We start from the raw sequence: 16,583 nt of genomic DNA on the forward strand, positions 1-16,583 counted from the left end.
AAACAGAGTGTGATAGATAGCTAAATACCGTTAACAAATCGTTTTACCTGTCATAATTGAAAACTTAACGGCATTATGCCGCGCTGATATAAAAAGATTGTAAAAATAATATAAAAACCATGAGCAAAAATGACGCCCCTGCTAACAGTGACTAAGGCCATCTCTCCCATAAAAGGGTATTTACTGGCGACGCTCATCATGACTGGTATCAGTCTTGTCACTGCGTTGCTGACTCCCCTATTTCTTCACACCAGCCTGTTAATGCTGTTTATGGCTGGGATTGTATTTATATCCGCCAAAACGGCTCTCGGCCCCGCCATTTATGCCAGCGCTTTAAGTTTTACGATCTTTAACTTCTTTTTTACTGAGCCTTATTACACACTGGATATCACCCATCGTCATGATGTGGCGACCCTGGTGTTATTTATTTTTGTCAGCTTGATAACCGGAAATTTAGCATCAAAAATGCGGCTGGCGATTGCTGAATCGAAACAAGCACTAGAGAGGCAGCATCGCTTTTTTGCATTCAGCCAGAAAATGACATCAGCTATGAATACAGAGCTTGTATTAAACACACTGCAGCAGGCTATTCAACACTCGTTATCCTCGGCGTTCTACCTGATTGAAAAAACCAGCAAGAACTTGTTTTTACACCATCCACACCTCCATCTTCCTCCGTCAGCCTATTGGAAACAATCTGGGATACCCCAGAAAATAGCGAACTAATAGACGGGGAAGTTATTGCCCTTAGGACAGAGAATAAAACACGAGCACTTATCTACGTGCCATCGCCTTTAACTGAAGAGCAGTCAGCAGCGCTGCAGACTTTTTCGAATCTCGCGGCATTGGCGCTTCAACGCATTTTGCTTGCTGAAGATCTGGAAGCAAGCAGGCGGCTTTCAGAAACAGAACAGTTACGCTCCGCACTATTGTCTTCTGTATCACATGACTTACGGACACCGCTTTCATCTATTATTGGTTCGGCATCGAGTCTGCTTGAGTATCAGGAAAAACTGACAGCTGATGATCAAAAACAGCTGCTTCTCACCGTCCTGGATGAATCACAGCGTCTGGATCGTCATATTCAGAATTTATTAGATATGACACGTTTTGGTCAGGGCAAAGTCACGCTGAATAGAGATTGGGTTGATATCCGAGATATCATTGCGAGCACGCTATACCGACTACGTGATGCATTAGATTCATGCCATTTGAATATCTCAGTGCAAGATAATATTCCCATCATATGGGTACATGGTTTATTAATAGAACAAGCACTTGTCAACATCATTGATAATGCCGCCAGAGTGACACCAGCAGACGGTGACATTGATATTTCCGTTAAACTCACCACAACCAGTCTCGACATTGATATTAGTGATAATGGACCGGGCATTGCAGATCATGAAAAAGTAAAAATATTCGATATGTTTTATAGCGTGACGCATGATGATTCTGAAACCAAAACAGGCACAGGACTTGGTCTGGCGATTTCGAAAGGTATGATTGCTGCTCATGGTGGCAATATTGAGGTAATAGATAATTCATCCGGTGGCACCATCATGCATATCACCTTACCGAAACATCCTGTTGTGTACGGACCTCAAGAATGAGCATGTCATCAAAAAAAATTCTGATTATCGAAGATGAACCACAGATCAGGCAGTTTTTACGAATCAGTCTAGAGGCCCAAACCTATGATGTCTCTTTGGCTGTTACTGCCAAAGAAGCGATTGCCTTCTCTGAGTCGCAGCATTGTGATCTCATTATCCTCGATCTGGGACTACCCGATAGAGATGGTCAGGATGTTATCCGGATATTGAGAAAACAAACTCAAGCTCCGATAATTGTGTTGTCTGTAAGAGCGAGTGAAGATGAAAAAGTCCGAGCACTTGATTCAGGTGCCAATGATTATGTGACAAAACCCTTTGGTATCAGTGAGCTCATGGCCAGAGTACGGGCATTGATACGGATTCATGATAATCAGCCAAGACCCCATGCGATTATCCATGTTGATAATTTAACAGTGAACACGCAAACTCGAGAAGTCTGGTTAGATGACCACAGTATTCACCTATCACGCAAAGAGTTTGCCCTGTTGTATGAGCTGATAGCGACACCAGGTCGGATTCTGACGCATCAACAATTACTCAAGCAAATTTGGGGCGAACATTTTATGACCGAAACCCATTATTTGCGGATTTTAGTGGGGCATCTTCGGCAGAAGTTGAATGACGATCCTATGCAGCCTAAATTTATCATTACCGTTCAGGGTGTTGGTTACCGTTTCAAATTTTAATGCCTTATGTATTGAAGGTCTGCTTCAATACCAATAGCATCAACATCCTAGTGACTCAACGTTCTTATCAGGAAACAAGTATGCTTACCCATTTAGTTAACATCATTTTTCTGCTTTTTTTGCTTAGCAGCGTGAGTGTACAGGCGACAACTTTAACCGTGGATGGTTTAGCAAATAAGAACACGCCTAAGGCAACGGATGTCGCTTTCCATTTAATTGATATGAAAACCGGTAAAACCCTGATTGCTCAGCGTGAAGATCAGTTACAGCCCCCAGCGAGTTTACAAAAGTTAGTCACTGCCCTCGCGGCAAAACTCTATCTGAAAGATGACTTTCGTTTTGTAACACGCCTTGAACGGAATAAAGAGGATGTCATTATACGCTTCAGTGGCGATCCTAACTTTAGCTCAGATGACCTGGATGGATTATTTAAAACCCTGCGAGCAAATCAGTCGGTTATCAAAGGTAATCTATATATTAATGGTGCCGCTTTTGATGATTACGAACGGGCCATCGGGCTTCCATGGGATAACCTTGGTGTTTGTTATAGCGCCCCTTCCAGCAGTATTTCCATTGATAAAAACTGTGCCATGGGCAATTTATATGTCAAACCTGGCGCAAGCAAAGCACAGGTATTATTGTCAGCCAAAAAGCCCATCAATATCGATACCTCATCGCTACAAATCATCAAAACAAACGTTAGTGATGATGATTACTGTCAGATGAAATTACTCGCTGATGAACAGAATCACTATCAAATCGGTGGCTGCATCAATGAAGCATCACTACCTGTGAAGTTGAAGTTTGCTTTACAAAACACCACAGCCTATGCCAAATCTTCTATTGAAGAAGCGTTAAATAAAGCTGGTATACAGTTAAAAGGAAAAATCATTCGCGATGACAACAAAAATGGCGCCGTCATCACGGAACATCAATCAGCACCGCTTGATGCACTTGTCAGACAAATGCTCAAGCGATCAGATAATCTTATTGCTGACAATATTTTAAAAACAATTGGTCATCAGTTTTATAAACAATCTGGTAGCTACGAAAATGGTATTGCGGCACTGCAGCACATACTCAAACAACAGGCGAATATTGATCTCAGCCATGCCATGTTAGTGGATGGTTCTGGTCTGTCCAGAAATAACAGGTTGTCAGCTTCACAACTGATACAAGTGGTGTCTTATATATTCAAACATCCTGAACTCGGCCTGATTAGTGATCTACCCGTGTCAGGTGAGAGTGGCACACTGGCCTTCAGAAGCAGTGTGAATAAACCGCCCTTAAAAGGTCAGATACAAGCCAAGACCGGTACGCTCTATGGTACATACAATTTAGCGGGTAAGATTCGCACAAAAAGTAACCGGGACTTGCTATTCGTTCAAATCGTCACTAATTTTCACCCTGCGGATGAAAAACAGTCACGCTGGCCCGTGATGAAATTTGAAAAGTCGTTGTATGAGTCGATTTATCAACGTTTCTAACCGTGAGGCCTCTCGCAATTTAAGGTCGAAATAGGTAGAATTTTCGGCTTCTTATCACGTCAAATTCTTGGAAGATTAACCATGGCTCAGTACGTATACAGTATGAATCGGGTGGGCAAAATTGTTCCGCCAAAACGAGAAATACTTAAAGATATTTCTTTATCCTTTTTCCCTGGCGCAAAAATCGGGGTGCTTGGCCTGAACGGTTCAGGTAAATCAAGTCTGCTTCGTATTATGGCGGGCATCGATCAAGATTACATTGGTGAAGCACGTCCAATGCCTGACTTGAATATCGGTTACTTACCTCAGGAACCCGAACTGGATGACAGCAAAACCGTGCGCGAAGTAGTTGAGGAAGCCGTCTCCGATGTGAAAGGTGCGCTCGATGAACTTGATGCTATTTATGCTGCTTATGCCGATCCTGATGCCGACTTTGATGCCTTAGCCAAGAAACAGGCTGAATTAGAAAATCTGATTCAGGCAAAAGATGGGCATAATCTTGAAAATGCTTTGGAACGTGCAGCTGACGCCTTACGTCTCCCAGCATGGGAGACACCTGTTTCAGTCTTATCCGGTGGTGAACGTCGTCGCGTTGCCTTATGTCGATTATTGCTCGACCATCCTGATATGCTACTTCTTGATGAGCCAACCAACCATTTAGATGCGGAATCCATTGCCTGGATTGAGCGGTTCTTACAGGAATACCCTGGCACCGTGGTCGCCATCACCCATGATCGCTACTTCCTGGATAATGCAGCAGGCTGGATTTTGGAGCTTGATCGTGGTCGTGGCATTCCATATGAAGGCAACTACTCTTCATGGTTGGAGCAAAAAGACCAGCGCTTGCAACAAGAAGCTAAAGAAGAAGCGTCTCACCAAAAAGCCATTAAGGCAGAACTGGAATGGGTGAAACAAGGGGCAAAAGGTCGTCAGACTAAATCAAAAGCCCGTCTGAAATCATTTGAAGAAATGAATTCACGTGAATTCCAGAAACGCAATGAAACACAGGAAATTTATATTCCACCCGGTCCACGCCTGGGTGATAAAGTCATTGAACTCAACAACGTGACAAAATCTTACGGTGAGAAGCTGCTCTTTGAAAACCTGAGCTTATCGATTCCAGCAGGTGCCATTGTCGGTATTATCGGTCCTAACGGGGCGGGTAAATCGACCCTCTTCCGCATGATTTCTGGTGAAGAACAACCTGACTCTGGAGAAATCGAAATTGGCAGTACTGTTGAGTTAGCGTATGTGAATCAGTCACGTGAGCTGGATGGTAAAAAAACCGTGTTTGAAGAGATTTCTGATGGTGCTGATGTGATTACCGTCGGAAATTATCAAACACCCTCTCGCGCTTACTGCGGCCGTTTCAACTTCAAAGGCTCAGATCAGCAGAAGTTTGTTAAAGATTTATCGGGTGGTGAACGTAACCGCCTGCATATGGCAAAACTGCTTAAGTCTGGTGGTAATGTGTTATTACTTGACGAACCCACCAATGATCTCGATGTAGAAACACTTCGTGCCTTAGAGGAAGCTATTCTTGCATTCCCAGGTTCTGCCGTCGTGATATCGCATGATCGTTGGTTCCTTGACAGAATATGTACACACATCATTGCCTATGAGGGTGACTCTTCCGTTGTCTTCTTTGAGGGGAACTATAGTGAGTATGCTGAGGATTATGCGAAACGTTTTGGCAAAGACCATCAACCTGAACGTATCAAGTATCGTCGCATTGGTTAATGTATCAGGCTGCCTGTTCTCACAGGCAGCCAATCTTTCTTTGTACCAGTCAACACTGAATCTTTTTTCATCTTTCGCGTGTCTATGTGTCGATGAGTAATATGTTGTGATAGATCAACCATGAAAAACGCACAAAAAGCCCGCTTAAAACTTCGTTGCCCGATTACCCTGGGTCGTCAACATGAAATCAATGTGCCATCAGGCTGGTTCGAACTGGTTTTTAATCTCTGTGCCGCTATCGAGGATGTGGCTCAAGACATCAATAAAAAACACCGACAACGCATGTTTCTACCAAGAATAGTCTTCATCGAGGAGCATCAAGGTAAAATTCTATGTGATGTCATCAATGGCACTCGTGATATCAATCACATCATCAAACAAGCACAAATGCGGTCAACTAAATGCTGCATGATTTGCGGTGACGAAGGGTCACAATTCCGTTTGGGTAGAACGCTGGTCACGCGATGTGAAAAGCATCGTTCATATGAGAAGTACTATTAATTATTCCGGTGTTCCAGACAGTTTTCATAAACGGCTTTCTCAATCTGCTCTTCTGACTGCGATTCAGGGAAAGTAAAAGCCAGGTTTATCGCCAGTTCAATCTTTCTCAAAAACGCCGTATGCTTAAACTCGGAGGGCGTTGCCTGTTGCATCTCTGCTTTCGTTTTACCCTCTAATCGTTGAGCGAAATAGTCTCCGGTTAAACTTGAAATTTGCAGACACTCTTTATGAGCTTCATCTTCAGCCATGACCAGGGGGGCAAACCATACAGCTAGTAACATCAGCGCGACGTTCAATTTCATCATATCCTCACATTAAGTGACTTATCACCCTCATTGAGACTAAAAAGAAATGATTTAATTTCTTCACACAAATTTTTAGTCAGATACCCGATAATAACAGTCCAAAAAAAAGAAGGAAAAGCATGAAAGCGTTACTCATTATTGCTCATGGCAGCCGTCGACAAGCATCAAATGATGAAGTCAAGAAGATTGCTACACAAATAAGAGAACACGGACAACATGACTTTGATATTGTCGAATCTGCTTTTTTGGAGTTGGCTTCTCCCCTTATCCCTGAGGGTATAGAACACTGTGTCAAATCAGGCGCTAAACAGATTGTTGTTTCACCTTATTTTCTAAACTCGGGCAAACATGTCACGGAAGACATTCCAGAGATCATTGCAGAAGTCAAAGTGGCGCACCCAGACATCATTATTGAGGTCACACCACACGTAGGCTCCTCATCTATTATGCTTGATCTGATATTAAAAACAGCATCAGGCTCATAACACGGTTCAATAAAGTCTGCATCGAGTCGATAAACTGCTTAATAATTGACTCGAGACGCACATGTCACACCGCTATTTGTATCTGATCATTTTTTTATTATCGTCATCGATATCATTCGCCGAAGACAGACCTAACTGGCGTGCCAGCAATATTCAGTTTTTATATGGCAATCAATATGAATTGGGCCCCTCATCAAGAGAGTCAATAACAATTGAACATGCGTCATCGTGGCAGTTCGGAGAGAGTTATTTTTTCACCAATGTCTTTAATCGTTCTGATACAAGTACTGAGTTCTATGCAGAGTTTTATCCCCGTCTTAACTGGAAGGCCCTAACAGCACAGCCACTCCCTTTCACTCTATTGGATGATATCTCTATTGTTGCTGGTATCAATGCAGGTAATTTACCCAAATCAGACCCGTTCAAGGCTTATCTGCTGGGTGCCGGAGTCAAGTTTAAAACGTCTGTATTTGACTATCTCAAATTAGATGTTATGGCTTTTAAGGCTGATCATCTTGAAACCACTGGCATACAAGTTTCTCCAATTTGGGGAATGACTTTTGATATTGCTCAACATCGCTTTTTGTTTAAAGGCTTTATTGACTGGCAAAGTGCAGAAGCGACAGGCGGGCATGCCAGTCTGTTGGCTCAACCTCAACTACTCATTGATGTCGGTCATTACTGGCAACATGACAAACAATTCTATGCAGGTATCGAGTATTCGTACTGGTACAATAAATTCGGACTGGATGGTGTGCTTGAGTCTGTTCCACAAGTTATGTTCTTACTTCCCTTCTAAGCTAAGGCAGAAAATGAAACAACTTTATGCTTGGATATACGTCTATCGCAGTTACCTATTAATTTTACTGATAGGTAGCATGGCCACTGCGTATTTAATGCTGCAAGAAATGCATGAAATTGATGTGCAAAGAGAACAAATCGCCAGTGCCTTTATCGCAAAACACGCCTCAGCATTACAAAGTACGTTATCAGAACGTTTATCGAGCCTGGAATCCTTAAACGCATTTGTGATTGAAAATGCACACTATAATCTGCAAGTGAAAGAAGATGAGCAACAATTCCAAAAGCGCTTCGATCTTTTTGCTAATCAGCTCCATGAGTCCATAGACGGATTTTTGAGCTTACAACTGGCACCACAAGGTGTTATTCGTTATTTAACTGGGCCTGAAAATAACAAAAAAGCACTAGGCTATGATTTATTCAAAGATGATGCTCGGAGAGAGCAGATCATCAGTGCGATTTATTTATACGAACAAGTCATAACAGGACCAATAAACCTGATTCAAGGCGGTAGCGCTATCATCGCCCGCAAGGCCATCTTTAGTAAATTATCGCCAAATTCATCCTCCGATAGGCTTGTTGATCATCACCTGTTAGCTGACACAAACCTTAAACCAAGGAATGATTTTTGGGGCTTGGCAACGATTCTTTTTACAACGGAAAGCTTACTCAATGAAGCGGGCTTACTCGACTCAGACATGAATGGCTTTGAATTGGCGTTAAAAGGCAGGCATGGCTTGGGTGAAGATGGCGAAGTATTCTGGGGACAAGCGGCTATTTTTGATAAGCCCGATCATATATCGCCTATCCATTTTCGTTCCGGTAGTTGGCTGCTTGCAGTCAAAAATACCAGCACTTACCCCATTGCTAGAGTGCTTAACTTTGCTGCACTTGGCACGCTATTGACGATTACCTTACTTGTGGCGGTATACATGCGGCAAAGAAATCGCTCCGCCAAACAACGTGAAACAGCTAAAGATGCTTTTTTAGCCATGGTAAGTCATGAGCTTCGTTCACCGTTAAATGGTGTTATCGGTTTGACGAGTTTGTTAAATAAAACAGCGTTAGATACAGAACAACGTCAACTGGTTGAATCATTATCAATCAGCTCCAAACAACTCTCCTCTATCATTGGCGACATACTGGACTTTTCAAAAATATCAGCCGGGAAGTTAGAGCTTGACTATCAAGCCGTTAATCTAGCCAGCACTATTGAGGATTGTGTACGTATTACTACCCCACTGGCCGAGCAAAAAGATTTACCTATTACGGTGAATATCGCACCGGTTCTTATGGAACAACTCATCATGACCGATGAGATCCGTCTGAAACAGATTGTTCTTAATTTGCTCAACAATGCTGTCAAGTTTACTCAATCAGGAAGTATTAAAGTCGATATCGATGCTATTGAAAATTTTGGACAGCAACGGTTAATCATAAAAGTCACGGATACTGGCGTAGGGATGAGTGCTAAACAGATGACAGGGTTATTTGAACACTTCAATCAACTGGACCAGACGACAAACCGTAAATATGGCGGAACAGGCTTAGGACTGGCTATATCTAAAAGTCTAGCCGTGTTGATGGACGGTGATATTCATGTGCAAAGCAGCATCAATAAAGGCTCCTCTTTCACGCTCGATTTACCCCTATCGTTGGTAGAAAAAAACCAGACAGAGAGTGAAACGCCCCATCTTGCTATTGAAAACAAAATTTCTCAGCTATCTATTCTTGTCGTTGACGATCTTGAAATGAACCGCTTTATGATGCAAATGATTATCAAAAAACTGGGTGGGGATGCCGCATTAGCAGAAAACGGGATTGAAGCCATTAATCTGCAAAATGAACATCACTACGATCTCATCTTTATGGATTGGCAGATGCCGGATTGTGATGGTGTTGAAGCGACCAAACGCATCAGAAAACACTTCAACAATAATAATCCCTGGATTGTGGCACTAACTGCTAATGCTTCAACGACAGATAAGCAAGAAGCAATTGAGTCGGGCATGAATGATTATCTTCTTAAACCGGTCAGTGTAGAAGATATACAGCAGGCATTTGAACGTTATTTTGCTCTAGCCGATACAGAATAAAGCGAACAATGTTACATTTAAGTTCAACAATAATTAAAAAATAATATAACCATCATTTAACACAACAATAATGTCATATAGGTAACAATATGGAGAGAGAAACCACACACGCACTATGGGACCGTGAAGGTGCTTACAACAGATTACTGAATGATGAAGCCCTACTACAAAAGATGATGCAGATGTTTTTAGATAATGTTGAAAAAGCGATGTCTGTACTGGAGTCGGCACTATCACAGAAAGACTTCGTATCCATAAAAGCCCATGCACACAAATTAAAAGGCAGTGCAGCTGCAGTAGGTGCTTTAAGAGTTGTAGATGATTGTATTGCCATTGAAGAAGCTGCTAATGCGACTGATATCGAAAGAATTGAAAGTGAGATGTCATTGTTAAAGAACGATATATCAGATATCCAGTTGACCATGACTGATTACCTCAACCACAATACCACCTAGATATATAACCATCTTGTAACTGACAACCACAAGGTCTAATTGATGAAAGTCTTAATTGCTGATGATGATGAAGTGAGTCGTCTCACACTCTCTTCCCTACTTAAAGGTTATGGCTGTGAGTTACACGTTACCAAAGACGGTCACGAGGCCATGGCTGTCATCAATCAAACTGAAGCACCTGAATTAATCTTTCTCGACTGGAATATGCCAGGTATTAATGGCGTTGAGATTACCAGCCTAATTCGTCAAAACCTGATCGACTCTCCTCCTTACGTTATTATTGTTTCTTCAAACAATAAAAAAGAACAGATTATTGAAGCCTTGGCTGCAGGCGCGGATGACTTTATCACCAAACCCATCGATGGCCTCTTTTTAAAAGCAAAATATGCTGTAGCCGAGCGCATTCTGCGAGTGCAGGATCGCTTAATCAATACAAACAAAATGCTTGAAAAACTTGCGTATTATGATGAACTAACCGGTGTAATGAACCGTCGTGCTGGCTTCGTTGCTGTAGATATTGAGATAGAACGGTGTATTAGAAAGAACGAATTTCTGGCAGTGGCTTTACTTGATATTGATCATTTCAAACACATTAACGACTACTTCGGCCACCCGGAAGGCGATAAAGTGCTTAAACAATTAAGTAAACACGTTCAACAAACTTTACGTCCATATGATGTATTGTGTCGCTATGGTGGAGAAGAGTTTCTTATCGCTGCCTGTTTAAAGAAACGTGATGAAAGTGAGCTGCTTTTTGAACGAATCCGATCTACTGTTGAAAAGATGGATATGGAATTCAATCAAGCTATCGATGTGACAACGAGCATTGGCGTTTGTATTCACCAGCCAAGTCAGCACTCTAAGGTTGCTAATCTTATTAAACAAGCAGACGAAGCCCTTTATGAGGCGAAAGGCGCTGGGCGTAATAAGATTGTTACCGTTCAGAATTAATCAATCCAGAGGGCGAGTTGCTCTGCAATCTTTTTATAACCGATGGCATTAGGATGAATCGGATCCGATTTCCATTCTATTTCAGCTTCAACCTTTGCGATGATGCTGTCTTCAATGGCAACGCCCTTAGCTTCAGCTACACGTTGGTAGACTGGTGAAGCTTGCATCAATAACCCCGGTTTAGGCACCGAGACTAAAAGTACATCAGCACCACTTTGCTGGATGAGATCAACCATCTTGCCCAGGTTTGATTCCAGTTCGCCTACATTCAGCTTTCTCAATAAGTCATTGCCACCATGACATAAAATCACCAGTTGAGGATGATGTTTATTTAACAATTCAGGCAATCGCTCCAGTGCCTTCTCACTTATCTCACCGGGCACACCAGCGTTAATAACGGTTCGACCAGTAAGCTTTGCAAGTTGAGCAGGATAACTTTGTTCAGGGTTAGCGCCAGTGCCAAACGTCAGGCTATCACCAAACGCTAATATGACAGCGGAATCGGTGAGTTCAAATTTCTGTTTTTCATCTGAACAAGCTTGAAGGAATACAAGCGCGATGATTAATAAAAGAAATGTCCATTTTCTATTTATCTGTCTCATACTCTTAAGCTGCCACTGTAGGAAATAAGCGTCTAAAATTCTGACTGGTGACAGCAGCAATATTTTCAACCGTATCACCACGTAACTCAGCTAAAAACTCGGCCACATGTTTTACAAAAACCGGCTTATTGGTTTTCCCGCGGTGTGGCACTGGTGCCAGATACGGTGCGTCAGTCTCTATCAATACTCTGTCTAATGGCAATTTTTTAGCGACTTCCTGTAACTCTTTCGCACTTTTAAAGGTCACAATGCCTGATAGCGAAATATAAAAGCCAATATCCAGTGCTCGCTGAGCCGTTTCCCAATTTTCAGTGAAACAGTGAATAATGCCGCCGGCATCTCGTGCATTCTCATTTTCAAGTATTGTCATCGTATCTTCGCGTGCTTCACGCGTGTGAATGATTAAGGGTTTCTTCGTTTGTTTACCCGCTTCAATATGCACACGAAAACGATCACGTTGCCAGGCAAGATCACCTTCACTACGAAAATAGTCGAGACCGGTTTCACCGATAGCAATAACTTTAGGATGATTAGCTTCTACTACCAATGATTCCACAGAATATTGCTCATCTGCTTCTACATTAGGATGAATGCCTACACTGGCACTGACATTAGGGTAACGATCAGCAATGTTTTTTACATCCAGCGAGCTTTTTTTATCGATAGCGATACAGAGAATATGATCTATTCCCTGACTTTCTGCCTCGGAAACCATAGCATCTATGCCGCCCTCTTCATCGGCAAGCAAATTTAGGTGACAATGTGAATCTATATACATAAACAATAACAACTTGAAATAGGGGAATGGAAGCCGTTAAGAATAGGCTTACATGGTATAAGTGGCTTTATCTGATTTAAGCTTATCGACTAAATAGTTTTCAATCTTACCTCTGACAACAGCAGCACTGCCGTCAATATCACTGAAATGGACACCAATACCGGCTGCCTGATTACCTTGAGCACCACGTGGTGTTATCCAGACGATAGTTCCCGCCACCGGTAACTTTTCTGCCTCATCCATCAGTGACAAAAGAATAAATACCTCTTCACCGAGCTGATAGCTTTTGGTTGTGGGAATAAACAAACCACCATTTTTTACATAAGGCATATAAGAGTGATACAGCATATTCTGATCGGTAATTTTCAGTGACAAAATGCCTTTTCTTGGATTAGAAGCCATTGTATTACCTGTTTATTGTGGATGCTGCTGAATCTGACGTGCATGTTGCATAATCGACACCATCAAATCTTCTAAGAGTAAGGTTTTATTTAGGTTATTCTGAGAGGATAGTAACTTCATTGTATGGATGATGCAATCTGAAATAGCCCAATAATGCTTGAGGAGATGGGATTCTAGCTGCTCTTTTCCATCTAACAGTGAAGCCAGTTTGGTTTGTATCATGGCTTGTAATTGATGTAACACAGAAATCAGATCAAACGCTTGCCACTGAGAGGCAAGTTGCACAGGATTGGCTTCAGCACGCATTAATGCTGCCATACCTCGAAAAACCTGTTTGCTCTGCTCAATCCCTTCTTCACCTATATCTAGTGCAGCTACTGGCCCACCATTAGCCAGTTTCAGCACAGTTTCAATCTCCTGCTGATTCCAGTCGGATTGGCTCTGTAACCATTCAGCAGCCAGAGCATATTCTGGTCGTGAGATAGTAATCGTTTGACAACGGCTTTTTATCGTTATTGGAAGTCTGTGGAGCGAGCTGGCCACCAGAATTAGGATGGTATTATCCTGCGGTTCCTCAAGCAGCTTTAACAAACTGTTAAAAGCATTGGTATTCATATGATCTGCTTGCTGGATAATAACAGTTTTAGCTGGAGAAACCTTAGGCATTAAGGACTGTAAATCTTTCAGCTGCCGGATTTGATCGACTTTTATCTGCTTACCGGCCTCCTCTGGCTTTAGAACAGTATGATCTGGATGACTTTCTGCTGAAAATAACTGACAGCTATGACAAGTATTGCAGCTCTCAAAGTCCTCCGTCGGATTTAGACATAACAGACTTTTAGTCAGCTTGTTGGCAAGCACATCATTGTCTAGTCCATAGATTCCGTTTAGCAAAAGAGCATGAGGCATTCGTTTAGACTGATAAAGTGAAACAATATGTTGCCAAGCAAGCTGATGCCAGGGATATAGCTCTGTTTTCATACTTTTTTCAGTAATTTATCAAGTATGTTAGAAACTTGCTGTTCAATAGCCGTAATAGACTTCTCTGCATCGATAATCTGAATACGTTCAGGCTCAGCGGCTGCACGTTCAAGATAACAATGACGAATTTTCTCAAAAAAGTCAGTTTTTTCTTGCTCAAACCGATCTTTCTGCAATAATCGCTGGTTAACACGTTGTTGCCCCACTTCGACAGGCAAATCAAAGAGTAATGTTAAATCGGTTTTCAGACCTGCCAGCGTCCACTCAGACAAAGCGGCAATGCGTTCTTCATGAATACCGCGTCCCGCCCCCTGATATGCAAACGTTGCATCAACAAAGCGGTCACATACGACCCACTTTCCTTCTGATAAAGCAGGAAGAATGACCTGATTAATATGCTGAGCACGTGCAGCAAACATAAGTAATAATTCTGTATCATCACTCATCCGCTCTTCTCGTGGTTTGAGTAATAACTCACGAATTTCTTCAGCCAGTGGTGTACCACCGGGTTCGCGTGTGACGACGACAGTTTGATTGAACCGCTCTAAATAGGTTTTGATAAACTGGATTTGCGTTGACTTGCCAGCACCTTCAATACCTTCAATACTGATAAATTTACCGATCATTGTTTATTCAATTGATACTTTCTTACCGCTTTATTGTGGTCGGCCAGATTGGATGAAAAGATATGTCTGCCATCTATACCCGTTGCTACAAAGTATAAGCTGTTACCTTTAGCTGGATGAAGTGCAGCGTTGATTGATTCTCTACTTGGTAAACAAATAGGGGTCGGTGGTAAACCACTACGTGTGTATGTATTGTAAGGAGTGTCAGTTCTCAGATCTTTCTTACGTAAATTACCATCAAAGTTTTTTCTGATGCCATAAATCACAGTTGGATCTGTTTGTAGCCGCATGCCTTTTTCTAGTCTGCGCACAAATACACCAGCAATTTCTGGTCGCTCATCAGCCACGGCGGTTTCTTTTTCGATAATAGACGCCATGATCAACACCTCATAAGGTGATTCATATGGAAGGTCCTTAGCACGATATTCCCATGCTTGTTTTAAGACCGTCTGCATCTGTTCGTATGCACGTTTCAAAAATTCAATATCGGTGGTACCAGTAGGAAAATGATATGTTTCAGGAAGAAACCAGCCCTCTCCTTCTTCATCTGGTTTGCCTAAGGCTTTCATAACCTCACTTAGTTCCGCCTTTTCTATGGTGTGTTTGATTTTTGGATGAGCGGCTACTACATCAATAAGTGACTGTGCAGTCATTCCCTCGACGATGGTCAGTGAGTTCATTATCACTTTGCCAGAAACAAGTTTATTCATGACTTCTGGCAAGGTATCACTCGGGGACAACTCATATTCACCTGCTTTAATTTTGCTGGCTAAGTCATTGACTCTTCCATAAATTCGCAAGTGTATCGGCGTGATTGAAGTAATATTTTGCTCGTATAATTGCTGACTGACACGCTTAAGATTACTACCTGGTTCGACAACAAATGCTACCGGCTCAGCAATGGAAAGCGGTGTGGTCATAAAACGGTTGTATTGGATAACAATATAGGTACAGATGACAGCAGCTAACAACGCCGGCATGAGAGTTTTTAATAAAATCGTATTCTTCATATCAATTATCAGTAGTGCTCAATGCCTTTTGCAAACGTTGTGTTATAGCGCCGTGAAACCATGTTTTGTTGGTTCCGCTCAGTGCAGTGACTGGCCATATGTTAATCAGACTGTTTGTGAGGAAGACTTCATCCGCCTGGTACAAATCATCCATGTTTAAGGTCGTTATTTCAGTGGGTATATTTAAAACTGAGGCAAGTTCTATTACTCGCTGACGCATAATCCCTTCTATCCCGCTCTCATTCAGATTCGGTGTCAATAAATGTTCATCTTTGACCAGAAACAGATTACTCATTGTCCCTTCAACAAGCCGGTCTTGGTAGTCTAACATCAAGCCTTCTGCAATCGCGTCAGTAGACCATTCATTACGCGCTAGCACTTGTTCAAGACGGTTCAGATGCTTTATGCCAGCCAATAGTGGATTCGAAGAAAGTCGTATTGAACAGAGTTGAACTGTGACGCCTTCGGAATAATGAGTGGGATAGTCTGGTAAAGGATGACTGGCAATAATACGTTGGGGCAATGCATCCAGAGGCGGTTTATAGCCGCGCCCACCGCTACCACGAGTAATCATGATTTTTATCACAGCATCTTGTGCTGTCTGCGCACAAAGTGTGACTAACTCATGCTGAAGTAACGCTAAATCAGTGAAGTCGATTTGTAAGCGACTGCACCCACGAAGTAATCGTTCAATATGGGCATCGAGGTATTCTAGTTTTCCATGTCGAAAAGGGATAGTTTCAAACAGACCGTCGCCGTATTGAAGGCCACGGTCTGCTACTGAAAGCGTTGTTGCCGGTTGACCATTTATCAGAATCACCGGTTCACTCAGCTTAACTTAACTTTTTGAATATTACAGTACCGTTCGTACCGCCAAAACCAAATGAGTTAGACATGGCGACATCAATTTTCATTTGTCGTGCAGTGTTAGGCACATAATCAAGGTCACAACTTTCATCCTGATTATCAAGGTTAATTGTTGGTGGTGCGACTTGGTCACGTATTGCAAGTAAGCTAAATACCGCTTCTACGCCACCTGCAGCACCCAATAGGTGGCCAATCAT

At 42.2% G+C, this 16,583-nt stretch carries 19 protein-coding genes and 1 pseudogene; 11 read left to right on the forward strand and 9 right to left on the reverse strand.

The window, feature by feature from the left end; all coding sequences use genetic code 11:
• The first annotated feature begins 129 nt into the window (after positions 1–129).
• From B3V56_RS11315 to B3V56_RS11340, 6 genes are all read left to right on the forward strand, one after another.
• Positions 130–726: a DUF4118 domain-containing protein gene (locus B3V56_RS11315; RefSeq protein WP_289282738.1), complete on the forward strand. Its 597-nt coding sequence runs from the start codon at positions 130–132 to the stop codon at positions 724–726.
• Positions 687–1,613 (forward strand): sensor histidine kinase, encoded by a 927-nt coding sequence (locus B3V56_RS11320; protein ID WP_289284308.1) that lies wholly within the window; start codon positions 687–689, stop codon positions 1,611–1,613. The genes B3V56_RS11315 and B3V56_RS11320 overlap by 40 nt, the downstream gene beginning before the upstream one ends.
• The gene (locus tag B3V56_RS11325) at positions 1,610–2,299 is read left to right on the forward strand and encodes a response regulator (RefSeq protein ID WP_414673346.1); all 690 of its coding nucleotides are present in this window, start codon (positions 1,610–1,612) and stop codon (positions 2,297–2,299) included. The genes B3V56_RS11320 and B3V56_RS11325 overlap by 4 nt, the downstream gene beginning before the upstream one ends.
• Positions 2,300–2,379: 80 nt before the next feature.
• Positions 2,380–3,786 (forward strand): D-alanyl-D-alanine carboxypeptidase/D-alanyl-D-alanine endopeptidase, encoded by a 1,407-nt coding sequence (gene dacB / locus B3V56_RS11330; protein ID WP_289284309.1) that lies wholly within the window; start codon positions 2,380–2,382, stop codon positions 3,784–3,786.
• Positions 3,787–3,867: 81 nt separating this feature from the next.
• Positions 3,868–5,526, forward strand: coding sequence for an energy-dependent translational throttle protein EttA (ettA, locus tag B3V56_RS11335; RefSeq protein WP_286304651.1), 1,659 nt, complete (start codon positions 3,868–3,870; stop codon positions 5,524–5,526).
• Between the two features lie 120 nt (positions 5,527–5,646).
• Entirely contained in the window at positions 5,647–6,027 is a 381-nt protein-coding gene (locus tag B3V56_RS11340) for a hypothetical protein (RefSeq protein ID WP_289282733.1), read from the forward strand.
• Here the strand turns inward: B3V56_RS11340 and B3V56_RS11345 are convergent.
• Entirely contained in the window at positions 6,024–6,332 is a 309-nt protein-coding gene (locus tag B3V56_RS11345) for a hypothetical protein (RefSeq protein ID WP_289244244.1), read from the reverse strand. The genes B3V56_RS11340 and B3V56_RS11345 overlap by 4 nt on opposite strands.
• Before the next feature lie 119 nt (positions 6,333–6,451).
• Between B3V56_RS11345 and B3V56_RS11350 the strand changes: the two genes are divergently transcribed.
• The 5 genes from B3V56_RS11350 (at position 6,452) to B3V56_RS11370 (ending at position 11,120) form a co-directional block, all read left to right on the forward strand.
• Positions 6,452–6,817, forward strand: coding sequence for a sirohydrochlorin chelatase (locus B3V56_RS11350; protein ID WP_289282732.1), 366 nt, complete (start codon positions 6,452–6,454; stop codon positions 6,815–6,817).
• A gap of 61 nt (positions 6,818–6,878) precedes the next feature.
• A complete protein-coding gene (locus tag B3V56_RS11355; protein WP_289282731.1) occupies positions 6,879–7,616 on the forward strand; it encodes a DUF5020 family protein in 738 nt (245 codons plus the stop codon).
• A gap of 13 nt (positions 7,617–7,629) precedes the next feature.
• Positions 7,630–9,714: an ATP-binding protein gene (locus tag B3V56_RS11360; RefSeq protein ID WP_289282730.1), complete on the forward strand. Its 2,085-nt coding sequence runs from the start codon at positions 7,630–7,632 to the stop codon at positions 9,712–9,714.
• An 89-nt stretch (positions 9,715–9,803) separates the two neighbouring features.
• Positions 9,804–10,169 (forward strand): Hpt domain-containing protein, encoded by a 366-nt coding sequence (locus B3V56_RS11365; RefSeq protein ID WP_286304658.1) that lies wholly within the window; start codon positions 9,804–9,806, stop codon positions 10,167–10,169.
• A gap of 42 nt (positions 10,170–10,211) precedes the next feature.
• Positions 10,212–11,120: a GGDEF domain-containing response regulator gene (locus tag B3V56_RS11370; protein WP_286304659.1), complete on the forward strand. Its 909-nt coding sequence runs from the start codon at positions 10,212–10,214 to the stop codon at positions 11,118–11,120.
• Here B3V56_RS11370 and B3V56_RS11375 read toward each other — a convergent pair.
• The 8 genes and pseudogenes from B3V56_RS11375 to B3V56_RS11410 form a co-directional block, all read right to left on the reverse strand.
• Positions 11,117–11,722 carry an arylesterase gene (locus B3V56_RS11375; RefSeq protein WP_286304660.1) on the reverse strand — a complete coding sequence of 202 codons (606 nt, stop codon included), beginning with the start codon at positions 11,720–11,722 and terminating at the stop codon, positions 11,117–11,119. The two genes, B3V56_RS11370 and B3V56_RS11375, sit on opposite strands and share 4 nt — an antisense overlap.
• A gap of 4 nt (positions 11,723–11,726) precedes the next feature.
• Entirely contained in the window at positions 11,727–12,500 is a 774-nt protein-coding gene (locus tag B3V56_RS11380; protein WP_289282729.1) for a TatD family hydrolase, read from the reverse strand.
• 48 nt (positions 12,501–12,548) lie between these two features.
• Complete coding sequence (locus tag B3V56_RS11385; protein ID WP_286304661.1) at positions 12,549–12,902, reverse strand: PilZ domain-containing protein; 354 nt, start codon at positions 12,900–12,902, stop codon at positions 12,549–12,551.
• A gap of 12 nt (positions 12,903–12,914) precedes the next feature.
• Positions 12,915–13,883: a DNA replication protein gene (locus tag B3V56_RS11390; protein ID WP_289282728.1), complete on the reverse strand. Its 969-nt coding sequence runs from the start codon at positions 13,881–13,883 to the stop codon at positions 12,915–12,917.
• Entirely contained in the window at positions 13,880–14,509 is a 630-nt protein-coding gene (gene tmk, locus B3V56_RS11395) for a dTMP kinase (RefSeq protein ID WP_289282727.1), read from the reverse strand. The genes B3V56_RS11390 and tmk overlap by 4 nt, the downstream gene beginning before the upstream one ends.
• Positions 14,506–15,519: an endolytic transglycosylase MltG gene (gene mltG / locus B3V56_RS11400; RefSeq protein ID WP_289282726.1), complete on the reverse strand. Its 1,014-nt coding sequence runs from the start codon at positions 15,517–15,519 to the stop codon at positions 14,506–14,508. Before mltG ends, tmk begins: the two co-directional genes overlap by 4 nt.
• Before the next feature lies 1 nt (position 15,520).
• Positions 15,521–16,339, reverse strand: a complete 819-nt coding sequence (gene pabC / locus B3V56_RS11405) for an aminodeoxychorismate lyase (protein WP_289284310.1) — start codon at positions 16,337–16,339, stop codon at positions 15,521–15,523.
• A 13-nt stretch (positions 16,340–16,352) separates the two neighbouring features.
• Positions 16,353–16,583, reverse strand: a pseudogene (locus B3V56_RS11410) (beta-ketoacyl-ACP synthase II); the annotation flags it as partial.

Origin of the sequence: Methylophaga sp. UBA2513 (genome assembly GCF_002341285.1) — a bacterium.
Lineage (GTDB): Bacteria > Pseudomonadota > Gammaproteobacteria > Nitrosococcales > Methylophagaceae > Methylophaga > Methylophaga marina.

What these genes read in the sequence shown, in the direction of transcription:
- B3V56_RS11315 (WP_289282738.1), top strand. Translation starts at nt 130, where the DNA reads ATGACGCCCCTGCTAACAGTGACTAAGGCCATCTCTCCCATAAAAGGG.
- B3V56_RS11325 (WP_414673346.1), top strand. Translation starts at nt 1,610, where the DNA reads ATGAGCATGTCATCAAAAAAAATTCTGATTATCGAAGATGAACCACAG.
- dacB (WP_289284309.1), top strand. Translation starts at nt 2,380, where the DNA reads ATGCTTACCCATTTAGTTAACATCATTTTTCTGCTTTTTTTGCTTAGC.
- ettA (WP_286304651.1), top strand. Translation starts at nt 3,868, where the DNA reads ATGGCTCAGTACGTATACAGTATGAATCGGGTGGGCAAAATTGTTCCG.
- B3V56_RS11340 (WP_289282733.1), top strand. Translation starts at nt 5,647, where the DNA reads ATGAAAAACGCACAAAAAGCCCGCTTAAAACTTCGTTGCCCGATTACC.
- B3V56_RS11345 (WP_289244244.1), bottom strand. Translation starts at nt 6,332, where the DNA reads ATGATGAAATTGAACGTCGCGCTGATGTTACTAGCTGTATGGTTTGCC.
- B3V56_RS11350 (WP_289282732.1), top strand. Translation starts at nt 6,452, where the DNA reads ATGAAAGCGTTACTCATTATTGCTCATGGCAGCCGTCGACAAGCATCA.
- B3V56_RS11355 (WP_289282731.1), top strand. Translation starts at nt 6,879, where the DNA reads ATGTCACACCGCTATTTGTATCTGATCATTTTTTTATTATCGTCATCG.
- B3V56_RS11360 (WP_289282730.1), top strand. Translation starts at nt 7,630, where the DNA reads ATGAAACAACTTTATGCTTGGATATACGTCTATCGCAGTTACCTATTA.
- B3V56_RS11365 (WP_286304658.1), top strand. Translation starts at nt 9,804, where the DNA reads ATGGAGAGAGAAACCACACACGCACTATGGGACCGTGAAGGTGCTTAC.
- B3V56_RS11370 (WP_286304659.1), top strand. Translation starts at nt 10,212, where the DNA reads ATGAAAGTCTTAATTGCTGATGATGATGAAGTGAGTCGTCTCACACTC.
- B3V56_RS11375 (WP_286304660.1), bottom strand. Translation starts at nt 11,722, where the DNA reads ATGAGACAGATAAATAGAAAATGGACATTTCTTTTATTAATCATCGCG.
- B3V56_RS11380 (WP_289282729.1), bottom strand. Translation starts at nt 12,500, where the DNA reads ATGTATATAGATTCACATTGTCACCTAAATTTGCTTGCCGATGAAGAG.
- B3V56_RS11385 (WP_286304661.1), bottom strand. Translation starts at nt 12,902, where the DNA reads ATGGCTTCTAATCCAAGAAAAGGCATTTTGTCACTGAAAATTACCGAT.
- B3V56_RS11390 (WP_289282728.1), bottom strand. Translation starts at nt 13,883, where the DNA reads ATGAAAACAGAGCTATATCCCTGGCATCAGCTTGCTTGGCAACATATT.
- tmk (WP_289282727.1), bottom strand. Translation starts at nt 14,509, where the DNA reads ATGATCGGTAAATTTATCAGTATTGAAGGTATTGAAGGTGCTGGCAAG.
- mltG (WP_289282726.1), bottom strand. Translation starts at nt 15,519, where the DNA reads ATGAAGAATACGATTTTATTAAAAACTCTCATGCCGGCGTTGTTAGCT.